A 19713-nucleotide genomic window follows, 5' to 3' on the forward strand; every position below is an offset into this window, starting at 1 on the left:
TCAGTTGCCCCCCTTGGCGCTGACTTGCTCGAGCGCGCCGGCGCCGGTGGCGGGCTTCTTGCGATAGGCGTCGATCGCCTTCGTGTTCAGCGCCGTGTCCGCGACCGTCTCGGGATCGGCGCCGCGGACCAGATCGCCCGGTCGCGCGATCATCGCGGCAAGATTGGTGTTGATCGCGCAACCGAAGTTGGACGACGTGCTGGCGTCGAACTCGCTGCTCGAATTGCGGCTCCAGTCGGGGCAGCCAGGAACGCTCGCGCGCATCCGGCTCACGACGACGCGCAGCGTGCCGGCGGTGACCGGTGCGTTGGTCACCGGCGTGTCCTCGGACAGGAGCAGGCCGTAGCTGGCGACGACGCCCGCGATCTCGTCGCGCGCCGGGCCGTTGTTATATCCCGCATCGGCGCCCGCATCGATCGCGACGCGATCGCCGAAGCCGAGGTGCATGGCGTTCATCCAGCCGGCGAGGCGGCGGTTCTCGCCCGGGGCAAGACGACTGCCCGCGGTGGCGAGGTCGAGCGCATAGTCGTGGCTGGTCACGACCGGCTGGTGGACCGATTCCACTCCGCGGTTTTCGGTACCCATGCAGCCGCCGAGCAGCAGCGCCGGGGCGGCGAGCGTGGCAAGGAGGATCGAACGCTTGGTCATCGCAGCCATGTCCTTCGCAGACATCAGTTGGAGAAGCCGGGTGCGGGCGCCGCACCCTTCTTCTTCGAAGAGGAACGGGGATCCGCGGCGGCGACGGGCACGTCGCGGCGCGGCACGGCGGGAACGGTCGCGACCGCACTCAGCGCCGGCGCGGGACCGGAACGGCCGGGCACCATCGTCGGCACCGGCCGCGGGCCGCCACCACCGCTGCCGAGTTCGCCCATCAGGATGCGCGCGGCATCGCCGGGTGCGCGATAGCCGTCGTGCGGCAGCGCGATCTGCGACGGGCTGTTCACCGGCTTCACCAGATAGGGCGTGATGATGATGACCAGCTCGGTCTCGTTGCGCTGGAAGCCGTTCGACCGGAACAGCGATCCGATGATCGGCAGGTCGCCGAGGAACGGCGTCTTCTGAATGTTGTTGTTGTGGCTGTTCTGGAGAAGGCCGCCGATCATCATGCTCTGCCCGGAGCCGAGTTCCAGCGTCGTCTCCGCGCGGCGGCTGGTGATGCCGGGGACGCGGGTGCCGCTGAGCGTCACCGCATTCGAATAATCGAGCTGCGATACTTCGGGGCGGACGCGCAGCGAAATGCGGCCGTCCGACAGGACCGTCGGCGTATAGGCGAGGCTGACGCCATATTGCTTGTATTCGACCGATACGGCGCCGAGTCCCTGCGCGATCGGGATCGGAACTTCACCACCCGCCAGGAAGGTCGCGGTTTCCCCTGATAGCGCGGTGAGGTTGGGGTTGGCGAGCGTCGTCACCTGGCCCGTTGTCTCGCCGAGATCGATGGCGCTGAGCAGGTTGACGCCGAGCAGCTTGCCCGCCAGCCCCAGCGTCGTCGCGCCCGCGGTCGCGAGGCTCGTGGTTCCCGCCGAGGCGGTCGTCGTGTTAACGAACAAGCCGCCGCCCGGCGCATATTGCGCAGCGCCACGGCCCTGACCGATACCGAACTGGAAGCCGCCCGACGAGTCGAACGACTGCAGGTTGACGCCGACGTTCTTGATGAAGCTGCGGCTCACCTCGGCGATGCGGACCTGCAGGTTGACCTGCAACGGCGTCGCGGTGCGCAAGCGCGAGAGCACCTTGGTCGCATCGCCGACATAGGCCTGGACCAGCCGTTCGGCTTCCGCCGCGTCGCCCGGCCCGGCGACGGTGCCGGTGAGCAGCACGAGGCCGTTCATCGGGGTCGCGGTCAGCTGCGCATCGGGCATCGCCAGCTGCAGCATCGCGTCGATCGAATCGAGGTTCTGGCCGACCCGGACGGTGGTCGCATAGACGACTGCGCCGCTCCGCGTGGTGGCGGAGATCGTCGTCTCGCCGGTCTTCTTGCCGTAGATGTAAAGCTGGGTCGGCGAGCGGACCTGGACGTCGGCGATCGTCTCGTCGGCGATGAACACGTCGCTCATCGGGCGGGCGAGCGTCACGAGCCGGCCGCGACCGGTGTTGATCTGGACGACCGACGAGCTGCCGATCGCGGTGCTGCGGCCGGCCGGCCGGGCATCCGCCATCCCGGCGACCGCCGCGGCGGCAAGCGCGGCCGCGAGCGCCGCGCCGTTCAGGGACGCAAAGGTGGTGCGCATCTTAATTCTTCCCCCCGACCGGAACCACGGTCACGCTGTTGCCGCGCGCGACGCGCACGACGGGGCCCTGGATCGCGGCGGGTGCCGCGCCGGGCGTGGCATTGCCGGCCATCGGCACGCCGGACATCGAGTCGCTCGCCTTGGCCGGCACCGTGCTGCGCTGGTAACGCGAGACGTCGCCACCGGTCGCGAAGCTGGCGCTGCCGACCTGCGGCTGCGTCGCGACGCGGAGCATCATCGCCTTCTCGGCCTTGGGATCGCCGTTCGCCACCGAGACGGCGCCGCTGGCGATCGCCTCCTCGAGCTCGGACGAATTGTCGGCGAGCGCGCGCAGCGACAGCGACAGTTCGCCGATTGTCCGCGCGACCGCGAGCTGTTCGGCCATCCGCGGCGTCGCCTCCAGCGTCACCGTCGAGAAGGTGCTGACCCGGCTCTTGCCGTCCTCGCCCACCGTATTGTCGGTGCGCTGGTCGGTGGCGAGCACGCGGACGTTGCGCATGATCGTCTCCGACACCTTGAGCGGCTGGCCTTCGCCGCCGCCCGCGACGGTCTGCGTCAACACGAGGTCGATGCGGTCGCCCGGAAAGACGAAGCCCGCGACCGCCGCCTGGCTGGAGACGCTGACGGTGACCGCCCGCATCCCCGGTCCGAGCGCCGCCGCGAGGAAGCCGCGGTCGCCAGGCGAGACGAGCGCGCCCTTGGTGACCGGCTGGCCGGCGGTGACCGCGTTGCGCACCACCGTGCCGAGCAGCTTGCTGAGGTCGGTGCCGGCCTTCAGGTAATAGGCACCGTCGACCAGCTCCTGCGGCCACGGCTGGAACTTCAGCGCGGTCGCATCGAGGATGGTGCCGACCGGCAGCGCGCGGGTCGCGACCAGCACTTCGGGACCGGTGACCGGCGGCGGCGCGACGGGCCCCATCGCGGCGGCCTGCGGCGCCGAGGACCCTGCGATGAGGGTGCGGGCGAAGAATGCCGTGATGCCGGCCACGAACAACGCGCCCACCAGCAAAACGATCTTGCGACTATCCATGTCTCATCGGGCCTTTCAGCGCACCGGTGTTGAACCTGCGCTAATCATTGGTTCTAAGTGGTTAAAATCCGGTTCGTCTCATTGCGGCGCGAGCGTCGCCGGGAGCGCCAGCAGCGCTGCGGCGGCGATCGCGACGCCATAGGGAACCTCGATCGCGCCGATTCGCCGCTGCCAGCGACGCTCCAGCATCAGCGCGACGGTGATCGCGCCGCCGAGCACCGACATCACTACCAGCATCTGGAGCAGCCCGCCGGGCGGCAGCCACAGCGCCAGCGCGGCGATCATCTTGACGTCGCCGCCGCCCATCCAGCCGCAGGCGAAGGCGCCGACGAACACCGCGAAGACGATGCCCGCGACCAGCAACTGGATACCGACGTCGCCCCAGCCGAGGCCGTTCGCCCACCACCACAGGGGCGCGAGCAGCGCGATGGCGGCGTTCTTCGCATTGGCGATCTCACGCGTGCGGACGTCCTCGATCCCCGCCGACAGCAGCAGCGCGGCAAGGATGACGACCAGCGCCACCATAGAAAGATTGTCCCACCCCATCGGACGGAACAGGTAGACGCGATGGCTTGCGAAAACGTAACCATCCGGGAAGATGACCGATCCCGTCAGCCTGCGCCGCGACATGGCGGCCGAATCGCGCCTGTCCCGCTGGGTCGCGCCCGATGGCTGGTCGCATCGGCGGTTCGACTGGCCGCATCCCGAGTCGCGGGGGCGCATCCTCGTCCAGGGCGGGCGCGCCGACATCATCGAAAAGTATCTGGAGACGATCGCGCATCTGCACGGGCAGCGCTGGTCGGTGACCGCGTTCGACTGGCGCGGGCAGGGCGGGTCGGGGCGGCTCGGCGCCGATCCGCACGTCGGCCATGCCGCCAGCTTCGATCCCTGGGTCGCGGACCTCACCGCCTTCTGGCAGGCGTGGCGTAGCGAAGGAACGGGCGAGGATACGGGGCCGGCGATGCTGCTGGCGCATTCGATGGGCGGCCATCTGGCGCTGCGTGCGATGCTGGACGGCGGGGTCGATCCCGATGCCGCGGTGCTGGTCGCGCCGATGGTCGGCGTGCGCTCGCCGCTGGGTGCGGGGGCCGGACTGCGCGTGGCGCGGCTGATGACGCGGCTCGGCGATCCGGCGCGCGGCGCGTGGAAGGTGCGCAGCGATGCGAAGTCCGCCGGCCATCGCGAACGATTGCTCACCCATTCGCGCGATCGCTATGCGGACGAGGCCGTCTGGTATGCGCGCGACCCGTCGCTGCTGCTCGGTCCGCCGAGCTGGGCGTGGGTGCTGGAGGCGTTCGCCTCGGGCGCGCGGTTGCAGGTCGATCCGCGCCTCGCGACGCTGACGACGCCGATCCTGATGCTCGTCGCCGACGCCGACGGGCTGGTCGACAGCGGCGCGGCGGTGCGGCTGGCCCGCAGGCTGCCGAACGCAGAGCTGGTGCGCTTCGGCCCCGAATCGGCGCATGAGATCCTGCGCGAGGACGACGCGGTGCGGCTGCGCGCCTATGGACTGATCGACGCTTTTCTGGACGGACATGCATGACCTACGACATCGCCATCGTCGGCGCGGGGATCGCCGGGGCCAGCCTCGCCGCCGCGGTCGCGCCGCATGCGCGCGTGCTGCTGCTCGAGGCGGAGGATCAGGCGGGCTATCACGCGACCGGGCGCTCGGCGGCCTTCTGGTCGGAAACCTATGGCGGTCCGGGCATCCAGCCGCTGACCAGCGCGTCGGAGGCGGCGCTGCGCGACGGCGGCGTCCTGCAGCCGCTCGGCTCGCTGCACATCGGGCGGGCGGAGGATGCGGCGAGGATCGACGCGTTCCTCGCGGCGTTCGAGGGGACGGCGGTGGCGCTGGCGCGGGTCGATCCGGCCGCCTTCATCCCCGGCCTGCGGCCCGAATGGACGCTGGGCGTGCAGGAGCCGAGCTGCGCCTATATCGACGTCGCCGCGCTGCATGCCGCGTATCTGGCGACGGTGCGCCGGGCGGGCGGGACGATCGCGACGCGTGCCGGCCTGGAGGGGGCGGAGCGCGCGGACGGCATGTGGACGATCGCCACGCCGTCGGGCACGTATCGCGCGGCGGTGCTGGTCGATGCGGCGGGCGCCTGGGCCGATCCGATCGCCGCGCGGGTCGGCGCGGCGCCGATCGGCATCCAGCCCTATCGACGCACGATCGCGCAGATCCGCACCGAACCCGCCTCCACCGATGCGCTGCCGCATGTCGCCGACATATCGGGACGCTTCTACTTCAAGCCCGAATCGGGCGGACGGCTGTGGCTGAGCCCGCATGACGAGACGCCGGTCGACCCCTGCGACGCCGCGCCCGAGGAACTGGATGTCGCGATCGCGATCGACCGGTTCGAACAGGTGGTCGACTGGCGCGTCGCGGCGGTCGAGCGCAGCTGGGCGGGGCTGCGCAGCTTCGCGCCCGACCGGTTGCCGGTCTACGGGTTCGATGCGCGGGTGCCGGGCTTCTTCTGGTGCGCGGGGCAGGGCGGCTTCGGCATCCAGACCGCGCCCGCGGGCGCCGCGGTGGCGGCGAGCCTGTTGCTCGGCCGGCCGTTGCCGGACGGATTCGAAGGGGTCGATCCGGAGCGCTACAGCCCGGCGCGGTTCGGGCGGGAATAGGCTGGCGCGCGATCCGGATGCTGCTACCCTCGTGGTATCGCCACGAGAAGGAGCAGGACATGCCGCACAAGTTCGTGATCGAGAAGAACAAGGCCGGCGATTACGTCGCCAAGTTCAAGCACAACAGCGAATTGATCTGGTGGACCGAAGGCTATGAAAGCCGCGCCTCCGCACGCAATGCCATCGCCTCGATCCTGAAGAACGGGCCGGAGGCGCCGGTCGAGGAGGAGTGAGGGGGGCTGGTCGCCCGGGCCCCTTGCCGACCGTAGCCCGTCGTCTCCGAACGGGGCCGGGGTGGGTGAACCCGCCCCTCAGCGGGTAACACGGCTCACAGCGTACCGCGGCCCGCCGCGACGGCGGCGTCGCTCGCCAGCTTGTCGACGCGTTCGTTGTCGGCGTTGCCGGCATGGCCCTTGACCCAGATCCATTCGATATCGTGCTTCTGCGTCTCCGCGAACAGCGCCTGCCAGAGCTCGGCGTTCTTCACCGGCTTCTTGTCGGCGGTGCGCCAGCCGTTCTTGCGCCAGCCGTGGATCCAGCGGGTCAGGCCGTCCATCACATATTTGCTGTCGGTCGACAGCCTGATCTTGCACGGCCGCGTCAGCACGCGCAGCGCCTCGATCGCCGCGGTCAGCTCCATCCGGTTGTTGGTGGTCAGCGTCTCGCCGCCGGACAATTCCTTTTCGTGGCCGCCGAAGCGGAGCAGCGCGCCCCAGCCGCCCGGGCCGGGATTGCCCTTGCACGCGCCGTCGGTCGAGATCTCCACCAGCTGCGGGGCGGGGTCGGTCATGCGAAAACCTCCGGATGCGCGTCGTACCAGTCGAGCCGGCGCAGATAGGCGAGCGGGTCCTTGCGCGTCACCAGCGCGTCGGCGGGGGTGTTGAGCCAGTCCCACGCGCGGGTCAGCAGGAAGCGGATGCAGGCCCCCTTCGCCAGCACCGGCAGCGCGGCGCGTTCCGCATCGGACAGGCCGAACGCCCGCATATAGCCGGCGAGCAGGGCAGGGCCGACGCCGTCGAGCGGCGCGCCCAGCGGATCGAACGCCCAGGAGGTGTGCATCACCGCGACGTCATAGGCACGGATGTCGCGGCAGGCGAAATAGAAATCGATGAGTCCGGTTACCTCTGCGCCGAGCATCAGCACGTTGTCGGGAAACAGGTCGGCGTGGATGACGCTGGCGGGCAAGGCGTGCGGCCAGTTCGCCTCGACCACGGCGAGCGCGCCGTCGATACGCGCGAACAGGCCGGGGGCGATCCGGTCGAGGTCGCTGCCGCAGCGGTCGAGCAGGGGCCGCCAGTCGGCGATGCCGAGGCTGTTGGGTCGATCCCCGGCGAAGTCGGCGAGCGCGGCATGCAGATCGCCGAGTGCAGCACCGGCGGTGGCGGCCTGTGCGGGCGTCGGCTGGGTCAGCGACACGCCGTTGAGGAAGCGGATCAGGCAGGCGGGGCGGCCCTCCAGCTGCTGGATCGCGACGCCGTCGCGGTCCTTGATCGCGGGCGGCACCGGCAGGCCGCGCGCGGCGCAATGGTCGAGCAGGGCGAGGAAGAAGGGCAGGTCGCCGGCATCGACGCGCTTTTCGTACAGCGTCAGGATAAAGCGGCTGGTGGTGGTGTCGACGAGGTAGTTGCTGTTCTCGACCCCCTCCGCGATGCCCTTGGCGGAGACGAGTTCGCCGACGTCGTCATAGCGGCGCAGGAAGGCGGTCAACGCCTCGGCGGACACCTGTGTGTAGACGGCCATGCTGTGTCCTGTCCGGTTGGTCGGTGTTGGGTGTGTTCACGCGAAGACGCGAAGACGCAAAGCAGATGTTCGCGCGAAGGCGCGGAGGCGCGGAGATGTCGGGTCCCAGCGTGGAGCGCCTTTCGAGCCGACGTCCCGGAGGACGATCGAAGATGCTGCGCGACTATCTTCCCAGCGTCCTCGGCGCGCATCCTCTTATCTTCGCGGGACAATCAGTCCTTCAAGCCGCCGCTTCCAGCCCGCGCGGCAGCTTGAAGGCGATCGTCTCGCGCGTCGTCTCTTCCTCGCGCTCGGTCACCGCGAAGCGTGTGGCGAGCAGGTCGACGAGTTCGCGGACCAGCAGTTCGGGGGCGGAGGCGCCCGCGGTGATCCCCAGCGTGCCGACGCCGTCGAGGAACGCCCAGTCGAGATCGGCGGCACGCTGGATCAGCCGCGCGGGGATGCCCTCGCGCTCGGCGACCTCGACCAGCCGCACCGAGTTGGACGAATTGGGCGCGCCGATCACCAGCATCGCATCGCATGCCGCAGCGATCGCCTTCACCGCCGCCTGACGGTTGGAGGTGGCGTAGCAGATGTCCTCGCCACGCGGCGGCTGCATGTTGGGAAAGCGGCGTTGCAGCACCGCGACCACCGCGGCGGTGTCGTCGACCGACAGGGTCGTCTGCGTCAGGAAGGCGAGATTGTCGGGATCGGGCGGCGTGAACCGCTCCGCATCCTCGGCCGTCTCGATCAGCGACATCGCGCCCTCGGGCACCTGGCCGAAGGTGCCGACCACCTCCGGGTGGCCGGCGTGGCCGATGAAGACGATGTGACGGCCCGCCGCGACGAGGCGTTCGGCCTGGCGATGGACCTTGGAGACCAGCGGGCAGGTCGCGTCGAGATAGTCGAGGCCGCGGTTCTGCGCCGCGGCCGGCACCGATTTCGGCACGCCATGCGCGGAGAAGACGACCGGCGCGCCGTCGGGCACCTGGTCGAGTTCCTCGACGAAGATCGCGCCCTGCGCCTTCAGCGTGTCGACGACGAACTTGTTGTGGACGATCTCGTGCCGGACATAGACGGGCGCGCCATGCTTTTCGATCGCGAGTTCGACGATGCGGATCGCGCGGTCGACGCCGGCGCAAAAGCCGCGGGGGGCTGCGATCAGCAGCTCGAGGACCGGCTTCGCGCCGTCCACCTGGGAAAGAGAGGCCATGATGCAGCGCTCCTACGCGATTGGACGCGCGCGCGGAAGTCCGCGATTGGGCAAGCGCGCGGGAGCACGCGATTGCTTGCACCCGCGACAGCCGGTTCCTATGCTGCGTGCCGCACCGTCGGAGCCGTCCGGCGCCGCATCCCGTCCGTTCGACAAAGGTACGCGTCTCCGTGAAAACTCCGCTTCTCGGCCTCACCGCCCTCGGCCTGATCCTCTCCGGGTGCGCCGGCAAGGGCGAGATCGTGGAAGGCGGCATCACCGCCGTGCGCTCGGCCTGCCCGACGGTCGGCGTCGCCGCCGGCACCGGCGACATCACGCTGTTCGATCCCGTCACCAGCCGCGATGCGAGCGCGATCGACGTGGTGGCGAACATGACCAACGTGCGCGGCACCTGCAACGACGCGGGCGACCAGATCGCGACCGCGGTGACCTTCGACGTCGCGGCGCGGCGCGCCCGCACCGACGGTCCGCGCGATATCGTGCTGCCTTATTATATCGCGATCGTCCGCGGCGGGTCGGCGGTGACGGCGAAGCGCAAGGGCCAGATCGCGATCCACTTCGACGCCGGGCAGGCACGCGCGCAGGCGAGCGGCACCGCCTCGACGCAGATCGCGCGGTCGGCGGCGACGCTACCCGACGAGGTGCGCGAACAGCTGACCCGCAAGCGCAAGGCGGGCGACGAGGATGCCGCGACCGATCCGCTGTCGCGGCCCGAGGTGCGGTCCGCCGTCCTGCGGGCGAGCTTCGAGGCGCTGGTCGGGTTCCAGCTGACCGACGAGCAGCTGAAGTATAACGCGCAGCGGTAAGGTCGCGGCGTAAGCCTCCGCGTCGTTGGTCATCCCCGCCTGCGTGGGGATGACGACGGTTACGCGTGGGTGTCCGGCGGGCTGGTGACGCCCGGGCGTACCGCTCGCCTCGCGTTCGACGGCGTCCGTATCGCGCGCACGCGACCCACCCCCGGCCCCTCCCTGCGAGAGAGGGTAGGATGGGCGTCTTTCCCGATTGACTAAGCCATGCTGCGCCGCCACAGATCGCCGGGTCGATGCCGGGCAACCGGCATGGGCGCGCGCGGGAGAGAGCCTCTTCACAAGGAGGCCGCCGAAGGAGCAACCACCCCGGAATCTCTCAGGCACCACGGACCGCGCGCCGCCTCATCGACACTCTGGAAAGCGTTCCTTTGAGGAGCCACCGAAGGGGTAAGCCCGGCGTTTCGCGACATCGGGTCAAAGCTCTCAGGTCACCGTGACAGAGGGGGTATGACGGATCGGATGCGGCCCCCGGCCGCGCTTCGGTCGCGTGCCTTTTTTGGAGACGGTTGATGAGCGATACGCTGCCAGACATTCTCGCTGAGACGTTAGTCGGGGCCGACCCGCTCGACGACCTGAACGAAGGCGACGAGCCCGCGATCCTGCAACTCCCGCTCGACGCCTGGCACCGCGCCCGCGGCGGCCGGATGGTGCCGTTCGCCGGCTATGAGATGCCCGTCCAGTACGACGGCATCATGGCCGAGCATCTGTGGGTGCGCGAATCGGCGGGCCTGTTCGACGTCAGCCATATGGGCCAGGTCGGCTTCACCGGCGACGGCATCGATGCGGCGGGCGTCGCCAGGGCGCTCGAAGCGGTGCTGCCGGGCGATATCGGCGGCCTCGGCCCCACCAAAATCCGCTATTCGCTGCTGCTCAACGACGAGGGCGGCATCCTCGACGACCTGATGGCGACGCGGCTGCCCGAGGAGGGCGCGCATCCCTTCGGCGAGGCGAGCTATTACGTCGTCGTCAACGGCGCGACCAAATATGACGATCTGTCCTATCTGCTCGACGTGCTGCCCGACGCCATCACGATGAACCTGATGGAGGATCAGGCACTGCTCGCGGTGCAGGGGCCGAAGGCGGTCGCCGCGGTCGCGCGGCTGATCCCCGGCGTCGAAACCCTCGTGTTCATGACCGCGGGCGCGTTCGACTGGAACGGCCATGCGCTGTGGATCAGCCGCTCGGGCTATACCGGCGAGGATGGCGTCGAGATCTCGATCCCCGCCGAGGCCGCCGCCGACTTCGCCGACGCGATCTGTGCCGAGCCGGAAGTGAAGCCGATCGGCCTCGGCGCGCGCGACTCGCTGCGGCTCGAGGCGGGGTTGCCGCTGTATGGCCACGACCTCGATCCCGAGACGACGCCGGTGATGGCCGACCTTGGGTTCGCGCTGTCGAAGCGCCGCCGTGAGGCCGCCGACTTCGCCGGTGCGGCGCGCATCCTCGCCGAGCGTGCGGACGGCGCCGCGGTGAAGCGCGTCGGCCTGTCGGTCGCCGGGCGCCAGCCGGTGCGCGAGGGCGCGAGCGTCGTCGATGCGGATGGTGCGGTGATCGGCCGCGTCACCAGCGGCGGCTTCGCCCCCAGCGTCGGCGCGCCGATCGCGATGGCCTATATCCCGACCGCGCTCGCCGCCGCCGGCACGGCCGTGCAGCTGGTCCAGCGCGGCAAGATCCATGCGGCGACGGTCGTGCCGATGCCGTTCGTTCCCCACCGCTACGTCCGGCAGCTTTGAACATCCTGGGAGGCAAGTGAGATGAGCCGTTACTTTACCGAAGATCACGAATGGGTCGACGTGGATGGCGACATCGGCACCGTCGGCATCTCCGAATATGCGCAGGGCCAGCTCGGCGACATCGTGTTCGTCGACGTGCCGGAAGACGGCAAGCAGCTGGCCAAGGGCGACGAGGCCGCGGTGGTCGAATCGGTCAAGGCGGCGTCGGACGTCTATTCGCCGGTGTCGGGCAACGTGATCGAGGGCAATGCGGCGCTGGTCGACGACCCGTCGCTGGTCAATTCGGATGCCGAGGGCGAGGGCTGGTTCTTCAAGATCACGCTCAGCGACCCGTCGGAGCTCGAATCGCTGATGGACGAAACCGCCTACGCGGCGTTCGCCTCGAAGCTGTAAGTCTTTGCCCCTCTCCTTCGGGGGAGGGGTCGGGGTGGGGCCTGTCCGCAGGCGCTGGTCTCGATGAGACCTCCCCCACCCCTTGCTCCTCCCCCGAAGGGGAGGGGTTTAGGGAGTAATTGATGCGCTACCTGCCGCTTACCCAGCCCGACCGTGATGCGATGCTGTCGGTCATCGGTGCCGCCAGCATCGACGACCTGTTCGTCGACGTGCCCGAATCCGCCCGTCTCGACGGCCCCGTCCACGGACTGCCGAACCACGCGTCCGAGCTGGCGGTCGAGCGGCACATGACCGCGCTCGCGCGCCAGAATACGGTCGCCGGCGAGGTGCCGTTCTTCCTCGGTGCGGGGGCGTACCGGCATCACGTGCCGGCCAGCGTCGATCACCTGATCCAGCGCGGCGAGTTCCTGACCGCCTATACGCCGTACCAGCCGGAAATCGCGCAGGGCACGCTGCAGATGCTGTTCGAATTCCAGACGCAGGTCGCGCGCCTGCTCGGCACCGACGTCGCCAATGCGTCGATGTACGACGGCTCGACCGCCTGCTGGGAGGCGATCGGCATGGCGCGGCGGATCACGCGGCGCGGCAAGGCGATCCTGTCGGGCGGGCTGCACCCGCATTACGTCAGCGTCGCCAGGACGATGGCGAAATACACCGGCGACGCGCTCGAAACCGCGCTGCCGACGCTGGGCGCGGACACCGATATCGACGCGCTGATCGCCGCGATAGACGGCGACACGTCGTGCGTCGTGGTGCAATATCCCGACATCCTCGGCCGCATCGCCGACCTGACGCCGCTCGCCGACGCCTGCCACGCCAACAAGGCGCTGCTGATCGCGGTGGTGACCGAGCCGGTCGCGCTGGGCGCGATCCGGTCGCCGGGCGAGATGGACGCGGACATCGTCGTCGGCGAGGGTCAGTCGCTCGGCGTCGGCCTCCAGTTTGGCGGGCCGTATGTCGGGCTGTTCGGCTGCAAGGACAAATATGTCCGCCAGATGCCGGGCCGGCTGTGCGGCGAGACGGTCGACGCCGACGGCAAGCGCGGCTTCGTGCTGACGCTGTCGACCCGCGAGCAGCATATCCGCCGCGAAAAGGCGACGTCGAACATCTGCACCAATTCCGGGCTGTGTGCGCTCGCCTTCTCGATCCACATGACGTTGCTGGGCGAGAAGGGCCTGCGCCAGCTTGCGGCGATCAACCATGTCGGCGCGGCGGCGGCGGCGGCGCGGCTGGCGAAGGTGCCGGGCGTCGAGCTGGTGACGGACACCTTCTTCAACGAATTCACGCTGAAGCTGCCGGTCGAGGCGCGCCCCGTCGTGCGGACGCTGGCGGATCGCGGCATCCTGGCGGGCGTGTCGCTGGGCCGGCTCTATCCGGACCAGGCGGCGCTGGCGAACGGGCTGATCGTCGCGGTCACCGAAACCACCACCGCGGAGGACGTCGAGACGCTTGCCGCGGCGCTCGAGGAGGTACTGGCATGAGCATCAACCAGAGCGGCTGGCGCCCCGAGATGAACGCCGGCACCGGCACGGCCGCCCCGACCTTCACCGGCAACAAGGCGCTGATGCTGGAAGAGGCGCTGATCTTCGAGATCGGCTCGACCGAGACGACCGGCGTGGACTTCGCCGACCGCGGCGAGATCGGCACGGACAACCGGCTGGGTGGCCTGTTCCGCGAAAGCGCGATCGGCCTGCCCGGCCTCGCCGAGCCGGAGGCGGTGCGCCACTACACCCGCCTCAGCCGCCAGAATTACGCGATCGACCTCGGCCTGTTCCCGCTCGGCAGCTGCACGATGAAGCACAATCCGCGGCTGAACGAGAAGATGGCGCGGCTGCCCGGGTTCGCCGACGTCCACCCGCTCCAGCCGGTCGATACCGTGCAGGGCGCGCTGGCGGTCATCAACGAACTGGCGGTGTGGCTCATCAAGCTGACCGGCATGCACGGCGTCGCAATGAGCCCGAAGGCGGGTGCGCATGGCGAATTGTGCGGCATCCTGTGCATCAAGGCGGCGCTGGAAAAGCGCGGCGAGGGGCATCGCAAGGTCGTGCTGGTGCCGGAATCGGCGCACGGCACCAATCCCGCCACCGCCGCCTTCGCCGGCTTCAAGGTCGAGGATATTCCCGCGACCGCGGAAGGGCGCGTCGACACCGCGGCGCTGAAGGCGCGGCTGGGGCCGGACGTCGCGGCGGTGATGATCACCAACCCCAACACCTGCGGCCTGTTCGAGCGCGATCTCAAGGAGATTTCGGACGCGGTCCATGCGGCGGGCGGCTACGTCTATTGCGACGGTGCCAATTTCAACGCGATCGTCGGGCGCGTGCGCCCGGGCGACCTCGGCGTCGATGCGATGCACATCAACCTGCACAAGACCTTCTCCACCCCGCATGGCGGCGGCGGTCCGGGGTCGGGGCCGGTGGTGCTGTCGGAGGCGCTGGCGCCGTTTGGCCCGCTGCCCTTCACCGCGCGGATGGCCGACGGCCATATCCAGCTGATCGAGGAAGAGACCGCCGGTGACGACCATCCCGACACGTTCGGGCGGATGGTCGCCTTCCACGGCCAGATGGGCATGTTCACGCGCGCGCTGACCTATATCCTCAGCCACGGTGCCGACGGCCTGCGCCAGGTCGCCGAGGATGCGGTGCTCAACGCCAATTACGTGTTGCGCTCGCTGGAGGATACGCTCGACGCGCCGTTCGCGGGCGCGGGGCCGTGCATGCACGAGGCGATCTTCTCGGATGCCAACCTCGCCGACGGCTTCTCGACGCTGGATGTCGCCAAGGGGCTGATCGACGAGGGCTTCCACCCGATGACCGTCTATTTCCCGCTCGTCGTCCATGGCGCGATGCTGGTCGAGCCGACCGAGACCGAATCGAAGGCGGCGCTGGACCAGTTCATCGGCGCGCTGCGCTCGGTGGCGGAACGGGCGAAGGCGGGCGATGCGTCGCTGAAATCGGCACCGCATTTCGCGCCGCGCAGCCGGCTCGACGAGACGCTCGCCGCGCGCAAGCCGGTGCTGGTGTGGAAGGACGCGCCGCTCGCCGCCGCGGCGGAGTAAGCAGCCGTCAGCCCCATTCTCGCCGTCACCCCGGACTGGTTCCGGGGTGACGTGTCGATTGGGCAGGGTCTGCGGTTCCCCTTTCGCCCCGAGCGCTGCCGCGTTACCCTCACGCCCGGCGGGTAGGGGGACGGCATATGCAGGTACAGCAGGTGGGCGGATGGATCAGCTATGCGATCCCGCTGGTCGTCATCGCGGTGGTGATGGCGATCCGGTGGAAGCGGATGAGTCGCGTGCGGCCGCTCAAGCTCGAACGGCTGTGGATCCTGCCGACGCTCTATGCGGTGGTGATCGGTTTCACCTTTTCGCGCTTTCCGCCGCAGGGCTGGGGGTGGCTGTTCTGCCTGATCGCGCTGGTGCTCGGCGCGGGGCTGGGGTGGCAGCGCGGCAAGATGATGCGGATCACGCTCGATCCCGACACGCATCGGCTGGGGCAGACGTCGTCGCCCGCGGCGTTGCTGTTCATCCTGCTGCTGATCGCGGTGCGCAGCGGCGCGAAGGGCGCGATCAGCTACGCCGGGCCGGCGGGACTCGACCCGATGGCGCTGACCGATATCCTGATGGCGCTCGCGCTCGGGCTGTTCACCGCGCAGCGGCTGGAGATGTATCTGCGCGGGCGGCGGATGCTGGCGACTGCGAGGTCGGGGGCTCAGGCGACCTCGGCGACCGCCGCCAGCGTTTCCTGACGACGGCGGACGGCCTCGCGCCAGACGATCACCAGACCGCTGGCGATGATGACCGGCGCGCCGATCCAGGTCGCGGCGGCAGGCAGCGTGTCGAACAGCAGCCAGCCGAGCAGCGCCGCCCATAACAGGCTGGAATAATCCATCGGCACGACGACCGAGACGGGGCCGAGGCGCAGCGAATTGGTCATCGCGATCTGCGCGCAGCCGCCGAGCGTGCCGACCGCCGCCAGCGCCGCCCAGCCGATCGGCCCATGCGCCTGCGCGGCGGGCGCGTAGAGGACCGACAGCGGCACGAGGGACAGGACCGAGAACCAGAAGACCGTCGTCAGCGCCGCCTCGGTCTTGCCGATCTGGCGCAACAGGATGGTGACGCAGGCGGTGCCGAACGCGCCCGCCAGCGCGAAGCCCGCGCCACGCAGCGGGAAATGGTCGCCGCCGGGCTGCGCGACGATCAGCACCCCGGCGAAGCCCACCGCCACCGCGCCCCAGCGCCACGCGCCGGTCGGCTCACGCAGCACCGCGGCGCCGAGGATGGTCGCGAAGATCGGCACGGTGAAGCCGATCGTCGTCGCCTCGGCGAGCGGCAGCGCGACGATGCCGTTGAAGGTCATCGCCATCGCCGACAGGCCGACCACGGCGCGGACGATATGCGCGGGCAGCCGCCGCGTCGCGACGGAGGGCAGGCCGGGCCCGGCGAGGATCACGCCGGAGACGAGCAGAGCCGCGCCGAACTGGCGGAAGAACAGGATCTCGACGACGCTCGCGCCCGCCTGTTCGGCAAGCTTGATCGCGGCGTTCATCAGCGCGAAGAACACCACCGACAGCAGGCGCAGGCCGATCGCGGGCAGGATACGGTCGTTCACGCTGTCATCGCCATGCCGGATATGCCCCGGCGTTCACCCTTTCCCGTGCGTCGCATGAGCCGCGCATGCGTGGCAGACCGCCATGGGGCAAGTCCGCAGTGGCGAAATATCCGGAATATGGATATTTGGCCCCCCATGAAGCATGCTCTCCCCGTCACGCGCGACGCCGATTTCGCCGCCTGGTATCAGTCCGTCATCGCGGAGGCCGACCTCGCCGAGGAATCGGGCGTGCGCGGCTGCATGGTCATCCGGCCGTGGGGCTATGGCATCTGGGAGCGGATCCAGCGCCTGCTCGACGACCGGATCAAGGCGACCGGCCACGAGAATTGCTACTTCCCGCTGTTCATCCCGCTCTCCTATTTCGAGAAGGAGGCCGAGCATGTCGAGGGCTTCGCCAAGGAGATGGCGGTCGTCACGCATCACCGGCTGGTGAGCGACGGCAAGGGCGGGCTGATGCCCGATCCGGCCGCGAAGCTGGAGGAGCCGCTGGTCGTGCGGCCGACGTCGGAGACGGTGATCGGCACCGCCTTCGCGCGCTGGGTGCAGTCGTGGCGCGACCTGCCGGTGCTCATCAACCAATGGGCCAATGTCGTGCGCTGGGAGATGCGCACCCGCATGTTCCTGCGCACCAGCGAATTCCTGTGGCAGGAAGGGCATACCGCCCACGCCACCGCCGACGAGGCGCGCGAGGAGACGCTGAAGATGCTCGAGGTGTACCGGTCGTTCGCGGAGGATTGCCTCGCGCTGCCGGTGGTCGCGGGCGAGAAGCCGGAGAACGAGCGCTTCCCCGGCGCGGTCGCGACCTACAGCATCGAGGCGATGATGCAGGACGGCAAGGCGCTGCAGGCCGGCACCAGCCACTTCCTCGGTACGAACTTCGCCAGGGCGCAGAACATCAGGTTCCAGAATGCCGGCGGCGAGTTCGAACTGGCGAACACGACGAGCTGGGGCGTCAGCACGCGCATGGTCGGCGGCGTCATCATGGTCCATGGCGACGACGACGGCCTGCGCGTGCCGCCGCGGATCGCGCCGTGGCAGATCGTGATCGTGCCGATGCTGCGCGACACGCCCGAGGATGACGCGCTGATCGCCTATGCGAAGGATATCCAGTCGAACCTCGCGGGCCTGTCGGCGCTGGGCGAGCCGGTGCGCGCCTTGCTCGACCTCAAGCCCGCCAAGGCGGCGGCCAAGCGCTGGGGCTGGGTGAAGAAGGGCGCGCCGATCGTCGTCGAGATCGGCGGCCGCGACATGGCGGGCGGCAACGTCTCGGTGATCCGCCGCGACCGCCTGTACCGCGAGGACGGCAAGCTCGATTCGCAGGTCATGCCGCGCGGCGATTTCGAGGCGGACGCACCGGGCCTGCTCGCCGCGATTCAGACCGCGCTCCACGAACAGGCGCGCGAACGGCTGCAGGCGAACATCGTGCCGGCGGCCGACTGGGCCGCGGTCGAGGCGCATTTTGCCGAGGGCGTGAAGACCCCCGGCTGGGTCGAGGTGCAATGGTCGAAGCCGACCGGCGCGGCGCTGGATGCGGTGGTCGAGCGGCTGAAGGCGCTCAAGCTGACGATCCGCAACGCACCGTCGGATGCGGGCGCGGCCGAGGGTGCGTGCGTGTTCACCGGTGAGCCGGCGGTGGAGCGGGTGCTGCTCGCGCGGGCGTATTGAGGGCGCGAACCCTTCCCGGGGATGACGGCAGGACATGCCGCATCGACGGGAGGAGCTTGATCCCCCTTCCGGCAAAGCGCATGACGTTCGCGTAAAGCAAGGGAGAGAGCAATGCGCGACTATGACATCATCGTCTATGGCGCGACCGGCTTCACCGGGCGCCTCGTCGCCGAATATCTGGGCCGGCAGGGCGTCACCCGCTGGGCGATGGCGGGCCGCAGCCGCGCCAAGCTGGAGGAGGTGCGCGACCTGATCGGCGCGCCCGCCGACACGCCGCTGGTCGTCGCCGACGCCGACGATCCCGCCAGCCTGACCGCGATGGCGCAATCGACGCGGGTCGTGCTGACCACCGTCGGCCCCTATCAATTGTACGGCGCGCCGCTGGTCGCCGCCTGCGTCGCGGCCGGCACCGCCTATGTCGACCTGTGCGGCGAGCCCGCGTGGATGCGACACATGATCGACGCGCACCATGCCGCCGCGCAGGCGAGCGGCGCGCGCATCGTCTTTTCCTGCGGCTTCGATTCGATCCCCTTCGACCTCGGCGTGCTGACCCTGCAGGAGTGCGCGATCGCCAGATACGGCCACCCCGCGCCGCGGGTGAAGGGCCGGGTCCGTGCGATGCAGGGCGGCTTTTCCGGCGGCACCGCCGCCAGCCTGAAGGCGACGCTGGCCGCCGCGGCGCGCGACCCGTCGCTCCTCGGCCTGCTCGCCAGCCCGTTCGCACTGACGCCGGGGTTCAGCGGCCCGCACCAGCCGACCGGCCTGCTGCCCGAATTCGATGCGACGCTGAACACCTGGGTCGCGCCGTTCATCATGGCGGCGATCAACACCAAGAACGTCCACCGCACCAATTTCCTGCTGGGTCACCGCTACGGCACCGACTTCGTCTATGACGAGATGATGGTCGCCGGGCTGGGAGATATGGGCAAGGCCGCGGCGGACGCGATCGCCCGGATCAACCCCTTCGCCGGCGATAAGGGCCCCAAGCCCGGCGAGGGGCCGAGCCAGGAGGAGCGCGACAACGGCCATTACGATCTGCTGTTCGTCGGCCTGATGCCGGACGGCGCGCGCTTCGACGCGGTGGTGACGGGGGATCGCGATCCCGGCTACGGTTCGACCAGCAAGATGATCGCCGAAACCGCGCGCTGCCTGTTGGAAACCGAAGGCGCGGGCGGCGTATGGACCCCCGGCGCGCTGCTCGGCACGACGCTGCGCGACCGGTTGCAGGACAAGGCCGGGCTGACCTTCACCGCGGGGTGATTGCGGGGTGATTGCGGGGTGACGGCCGGCATCGCGGCGGATAGCGTCGCCGGTGGCATGCTGCCGCCGCCGGAGCCGCCCTTTCCCCGCCCCGGAACGGCGGTTCAGCTCCGGTAGAAGAGAAGCGCGACGGCGGCGACCAGCAGCGCCACCATCAGCAGCACCGGCACGCGCCTCGCCCGTCGCGCCGCGGCGGCGGCCTCATAGGCGGTCATGTCGAACCAGAAGCGCCCCGGCGCCGCCACCCGGATCGACCCGTCCGACAGCATCGCCGCCAGGGCCTTCGCCTCGCGCGCATCCGCCGGCACGAAGGCGATGGCATCGCCCACGGTCACCGCATGCGCCGCGACGAAGCGCGGCGCGATCGATCCGCGTACCAGATAGGAATCGCGCACGCTGCCCTGCGGCTCGACGCGGGTCAGCCGCCTCAC

The 19713-nt window shown here is 69.7% G+C and carries 20 protein-coding genes and 2 riboswitches; of the genes, 11 read left to right on the top strand and 9 right to left on the bottom strand.

What is annotated here, in order from left to right:
- The 4 genes from AC1RTO_RS00700 to AC1RTO_RS00715 all read right to left on the bottom strand — a co-directional run bounded on the left by AC1RTO_RS00700 (position 1) and on the right by AC1RTO_RS00715 (position 3786).
- Positions 1-648: a CpaD family pilus assembly protein gene (locus AC1RTO_RS00700; RefSeq protein ID WP_493159062.1), complete on the bottom strand. Its 648-nt coding sequence runs from the start codon at positions 646-648 to the stop codon at positions 1-3.
- 23 nt (positions 649-671) lie between these two features.
- Positions 672-2231, bottom strand: coding sequence for a type II and III secretion system protein family protein (locus AC1RTO_RS00705; protein WP_493159063.1), 1560 nt, complete (start codon positions 2229-2231; stop codon positions 672-674).
- Position 2232: 1 nt separating this feature from the next.
- On the bottom strand, positions 2233-3261 hold the full coding sequence (gene cpaB, locus AC1RTO_RS00710) for a Flp pilus assembly protein CpaB (RefSeq protein ID WP_493159064.1): 1029 nt from the start codon (positions 3259-3261) through the stop codon (positions 2233-2235).
- Positions 3262-3339: 78 nt separating this feature from the next.
- On the bottom strand, positions 3340-3786 hold the full coding sequence (locus tag AC1RTO_RS00715) for an A24 family peptidase (RefSeq protein WP_493159065.1): 447 nt from the start codon (positions 3784-3786) through the stop codon (positions 3340-3342).
- Between the two features lie 73 nt (positions 3787-3859).
- On the opposite strand from AC1RTO_RS00715, the gene AC1RTO_RS00720 reads away from it, so the two are divergent.
- Genes AC1RTO_RS00720 through AC1RTO_RS00730 form a run of 3 tightly spaced genes read left to right on the top strand, consistent with a single transcriptional unit; the run spans position 3860 to position 6122 of the window.
- Complete coding sequence (locus AC1RTO_RS00720; RefSeq protein WP_493159066.1) at positions 3860-4804, top strand: alpha/beta fold hydrolase; 945 nt, start codon at positions 3860-3862, stop codon at positions 4802-4804.
- A complete protein-coding gene (locus AC1RTO_RS00725; RefSeq protein ID WP_493159067.1) occupies positions 4801-5889 on the top strand; it encodes an NAD(P)/FAD-dependent oxidoreductase in 1089 nt (362 codons plus the stop codon). Before AC1RTO_RS00720 ends, AC1RTO_RS00725 begins: the two co-directional genes overlap by 4 nt.
- 59 nt (positions 5890-5948) lie before the next feature.
- Complete coding sequence (locus AC1RTO_RS00730; protein WP_493159068.1) at positions 5949-6122, top strand: YegP family protein; 174 nt, start codon at positions 5949-5951, stop codon at positions 6120-6122.
- A gap of 95 nt (positions 6123-6217) precedes the next feature.
- Here the strand turns inward: AC1RTO_RS00730 and rnhA are convergent, their stop codons facing one another.
- The 3 genes from rnhA to ispH all read right to left on the bottom strand — a co-directional run bounded on the left by rnhA (position 6218) and on the right by ispH (position 8821).
- On the bottom strand, positions 6218-6679 hold the full coding sequence (rnhA, locus tag AC1RTO_RS00735) for a ribonuclease HI (RefSeq protein WP_493159069.1): 462 nt from the start codon (positions 6677-6679) through the stop codon (positions 6218-6220).
- Positions 6676-7629 (bottom strand): homoserine kinase, encoded by a 954-nt coding sequence (gene thrB / locus AC1RTO_RS00740; protein ID WP_493159070.1) that lies wholly within the window; start codon positions 7627-7629, stop codon positions 6676-6678. The genes rnhA and thrB overlap by 4 nt, the downstream gene beginning before the upstream one ends.
- Positions 7630-7849: 220 nt before the next feature.
- Positions 7850-8821 carry a 4-hydroxy-3-methylbut-2-enyl diphosphate reductase gene (gene ispH / locus AC1RTO_RS00745; RefSeq protein ID WP_493159071.1) on the bottom strand — a complete coding sequence of 324 codons (972 nt, stop codon included), beginning with the start codon at positions 8819-8821 and terminating at the stop codon, positions 7850-7852.
- 170 nt (positions 8822-8991) lie between these two features.
- On the opposite strand from ispH, the gene AC1RTO_RS00750 reads away from it, so the two are divergent.
- From AC1RTO_RS00750 to AC1RTO_RS00775, 6 genes are all read left to right on the top strand, one after another.
- Positions 8992-9627 carry a hypothetical protein gene (locus AC1RTO_RS00750; protein WP_493159072.1) on the top strand — a complete coding sequence of 212 codons (636 nt, stop codon included), beginning with the start codon at positions 8992-8994 and terminating at the stop codon, positions 9625-9627.
- A gap of 253 nt (positions 9628-9880) precedes the next feature.
- A riboswitch (glycine riboswitch) is annotated at positions 9881-9973 on the top strand.
- Positions 9974-10080, top strand: a riboswitch (glycine riboswitch).
- A 59-nt stretch (positions 10081-10139) separates the two neighbouring features.
- A complete protein-coding gene (gene gcvT / locus AC1RTO_RS00755; protein WP_493159073.1) occupies positions 10140-11360 on the top strand; it encodes a glycine cleavage system aminomethyltransferase GcvT in 1221 nt (406 codons plus the stop codon).
- A 21-nt stretch (positions 11361-11381) separates the two neighbouring features.
- A complete protein-coding gene (gene gcvH, locus AC1RTO_RS00760; RefSeq protein WP_493159074.1) occupies positions 11382-11753 on the top strand; it encodes a glycine cleavage system protein GcvH in 372 nt (123 codons plus the stop codon).
- A 122-nt stretch (positions 11754-11875) separates the two neighbouring features.
- A complete protein-coding gene (gene gcvPA, locus AC1RTO_RS00765) occupies positions 11876-13234 on the top strand; it encodes an aminomethyl-transferring glycine dehydrogenase subunit GcvPA (RefSeq protein WP_493159075.1) in 1359 nt (452 codons plus the stop codon).
- Positions 13231-14808 carry an aminomethyl-transferring glycine dehydrogenase subunit GcvPB gene (gene gcvPB / locus AC1RTO_RS00770; RefSeq protein WP_493159076.1) on the top strand — a complete coding sequence of 526 codons (1578 nt, stop codon included), beginning with the start codon at positions 13231-13233 and terminating at the stop codon, positions 14806-14808. Before gcvPA ends, gcvPB begins: the two co-directional genes overlap by 4 nt.
- A gap of 137 nt (positions 14809-14945) precedes the next feature.
- A complete protein-coding gene (locus AC1RTO_RS00775) occupies positions 14946-15494 on the top strand; it encodes a CcdC protein domain-containing protein (protein ID WP_493159077.1) in 549 nt (182 codons plus the stop codon).
- Here AC1RTO_RS00775 and AC1RTO_RS00780 read toward each other — a convergent pair.
- Positions 15458-16357: a DMT family transporter gene (locus AC1RTO_RS00780; RefSeq protein ID WP_493159078.1), complete on the bottom strand. Its 900-nt coding sequence runs from the start codon at positions 16355-16357 to the stop codon at positions 15458-15460. The genes AC1RTO_RS00775 and AC1RTO_RS00780 overlap by 37 nt on opposite strands.
- A 135-nt stretch (positions 16358-16492) precedes the next feature.
- On the opposite strand from AC1RTO_RS00780, the gene proS reads away from it, so the two are divergent.
- Complete coding sequence (gene proS, locus AC1RTO_RS00785; protein ID WP_493159079.1) at positions 16493-18022, top strand: proline--tRNA ligase; 1530 nt, start codon at positions 16493-16495, stop codon at positions 18020-18022.
- 111 nt (positions 18023-18133) lie between these two features.
- Positions 18134-19282, top strand: coding sequence for a saccharopine dehydrogenase family protein (locus tag AC1RTO_RS00790; protein ID WP_493159080.1), 1149 nt, complete (start codon positions 18134-18136; stop codon positions 19280-19282).
- A gap of 104 nt (positions 19283-19386) precedes the next feature.
- On the opposite strand, the gene AC1RTO_RS00795 is transcribed toward AC1RTO_RS00790, so the two are convergent.
- Positions 19387-19713 (bottom strand): hypothetical protein, encoded by a 327-nt coding sequence (locus AC1RTO_RS00795; protein ID WP_493159081.1) that lies wholly within the window; start codon positions 19711-19713, stop codon positions 19387-19389.

This window comes from Sphingomonas sp. GW821-FHT10F09 (assembly GCF_058809195.1).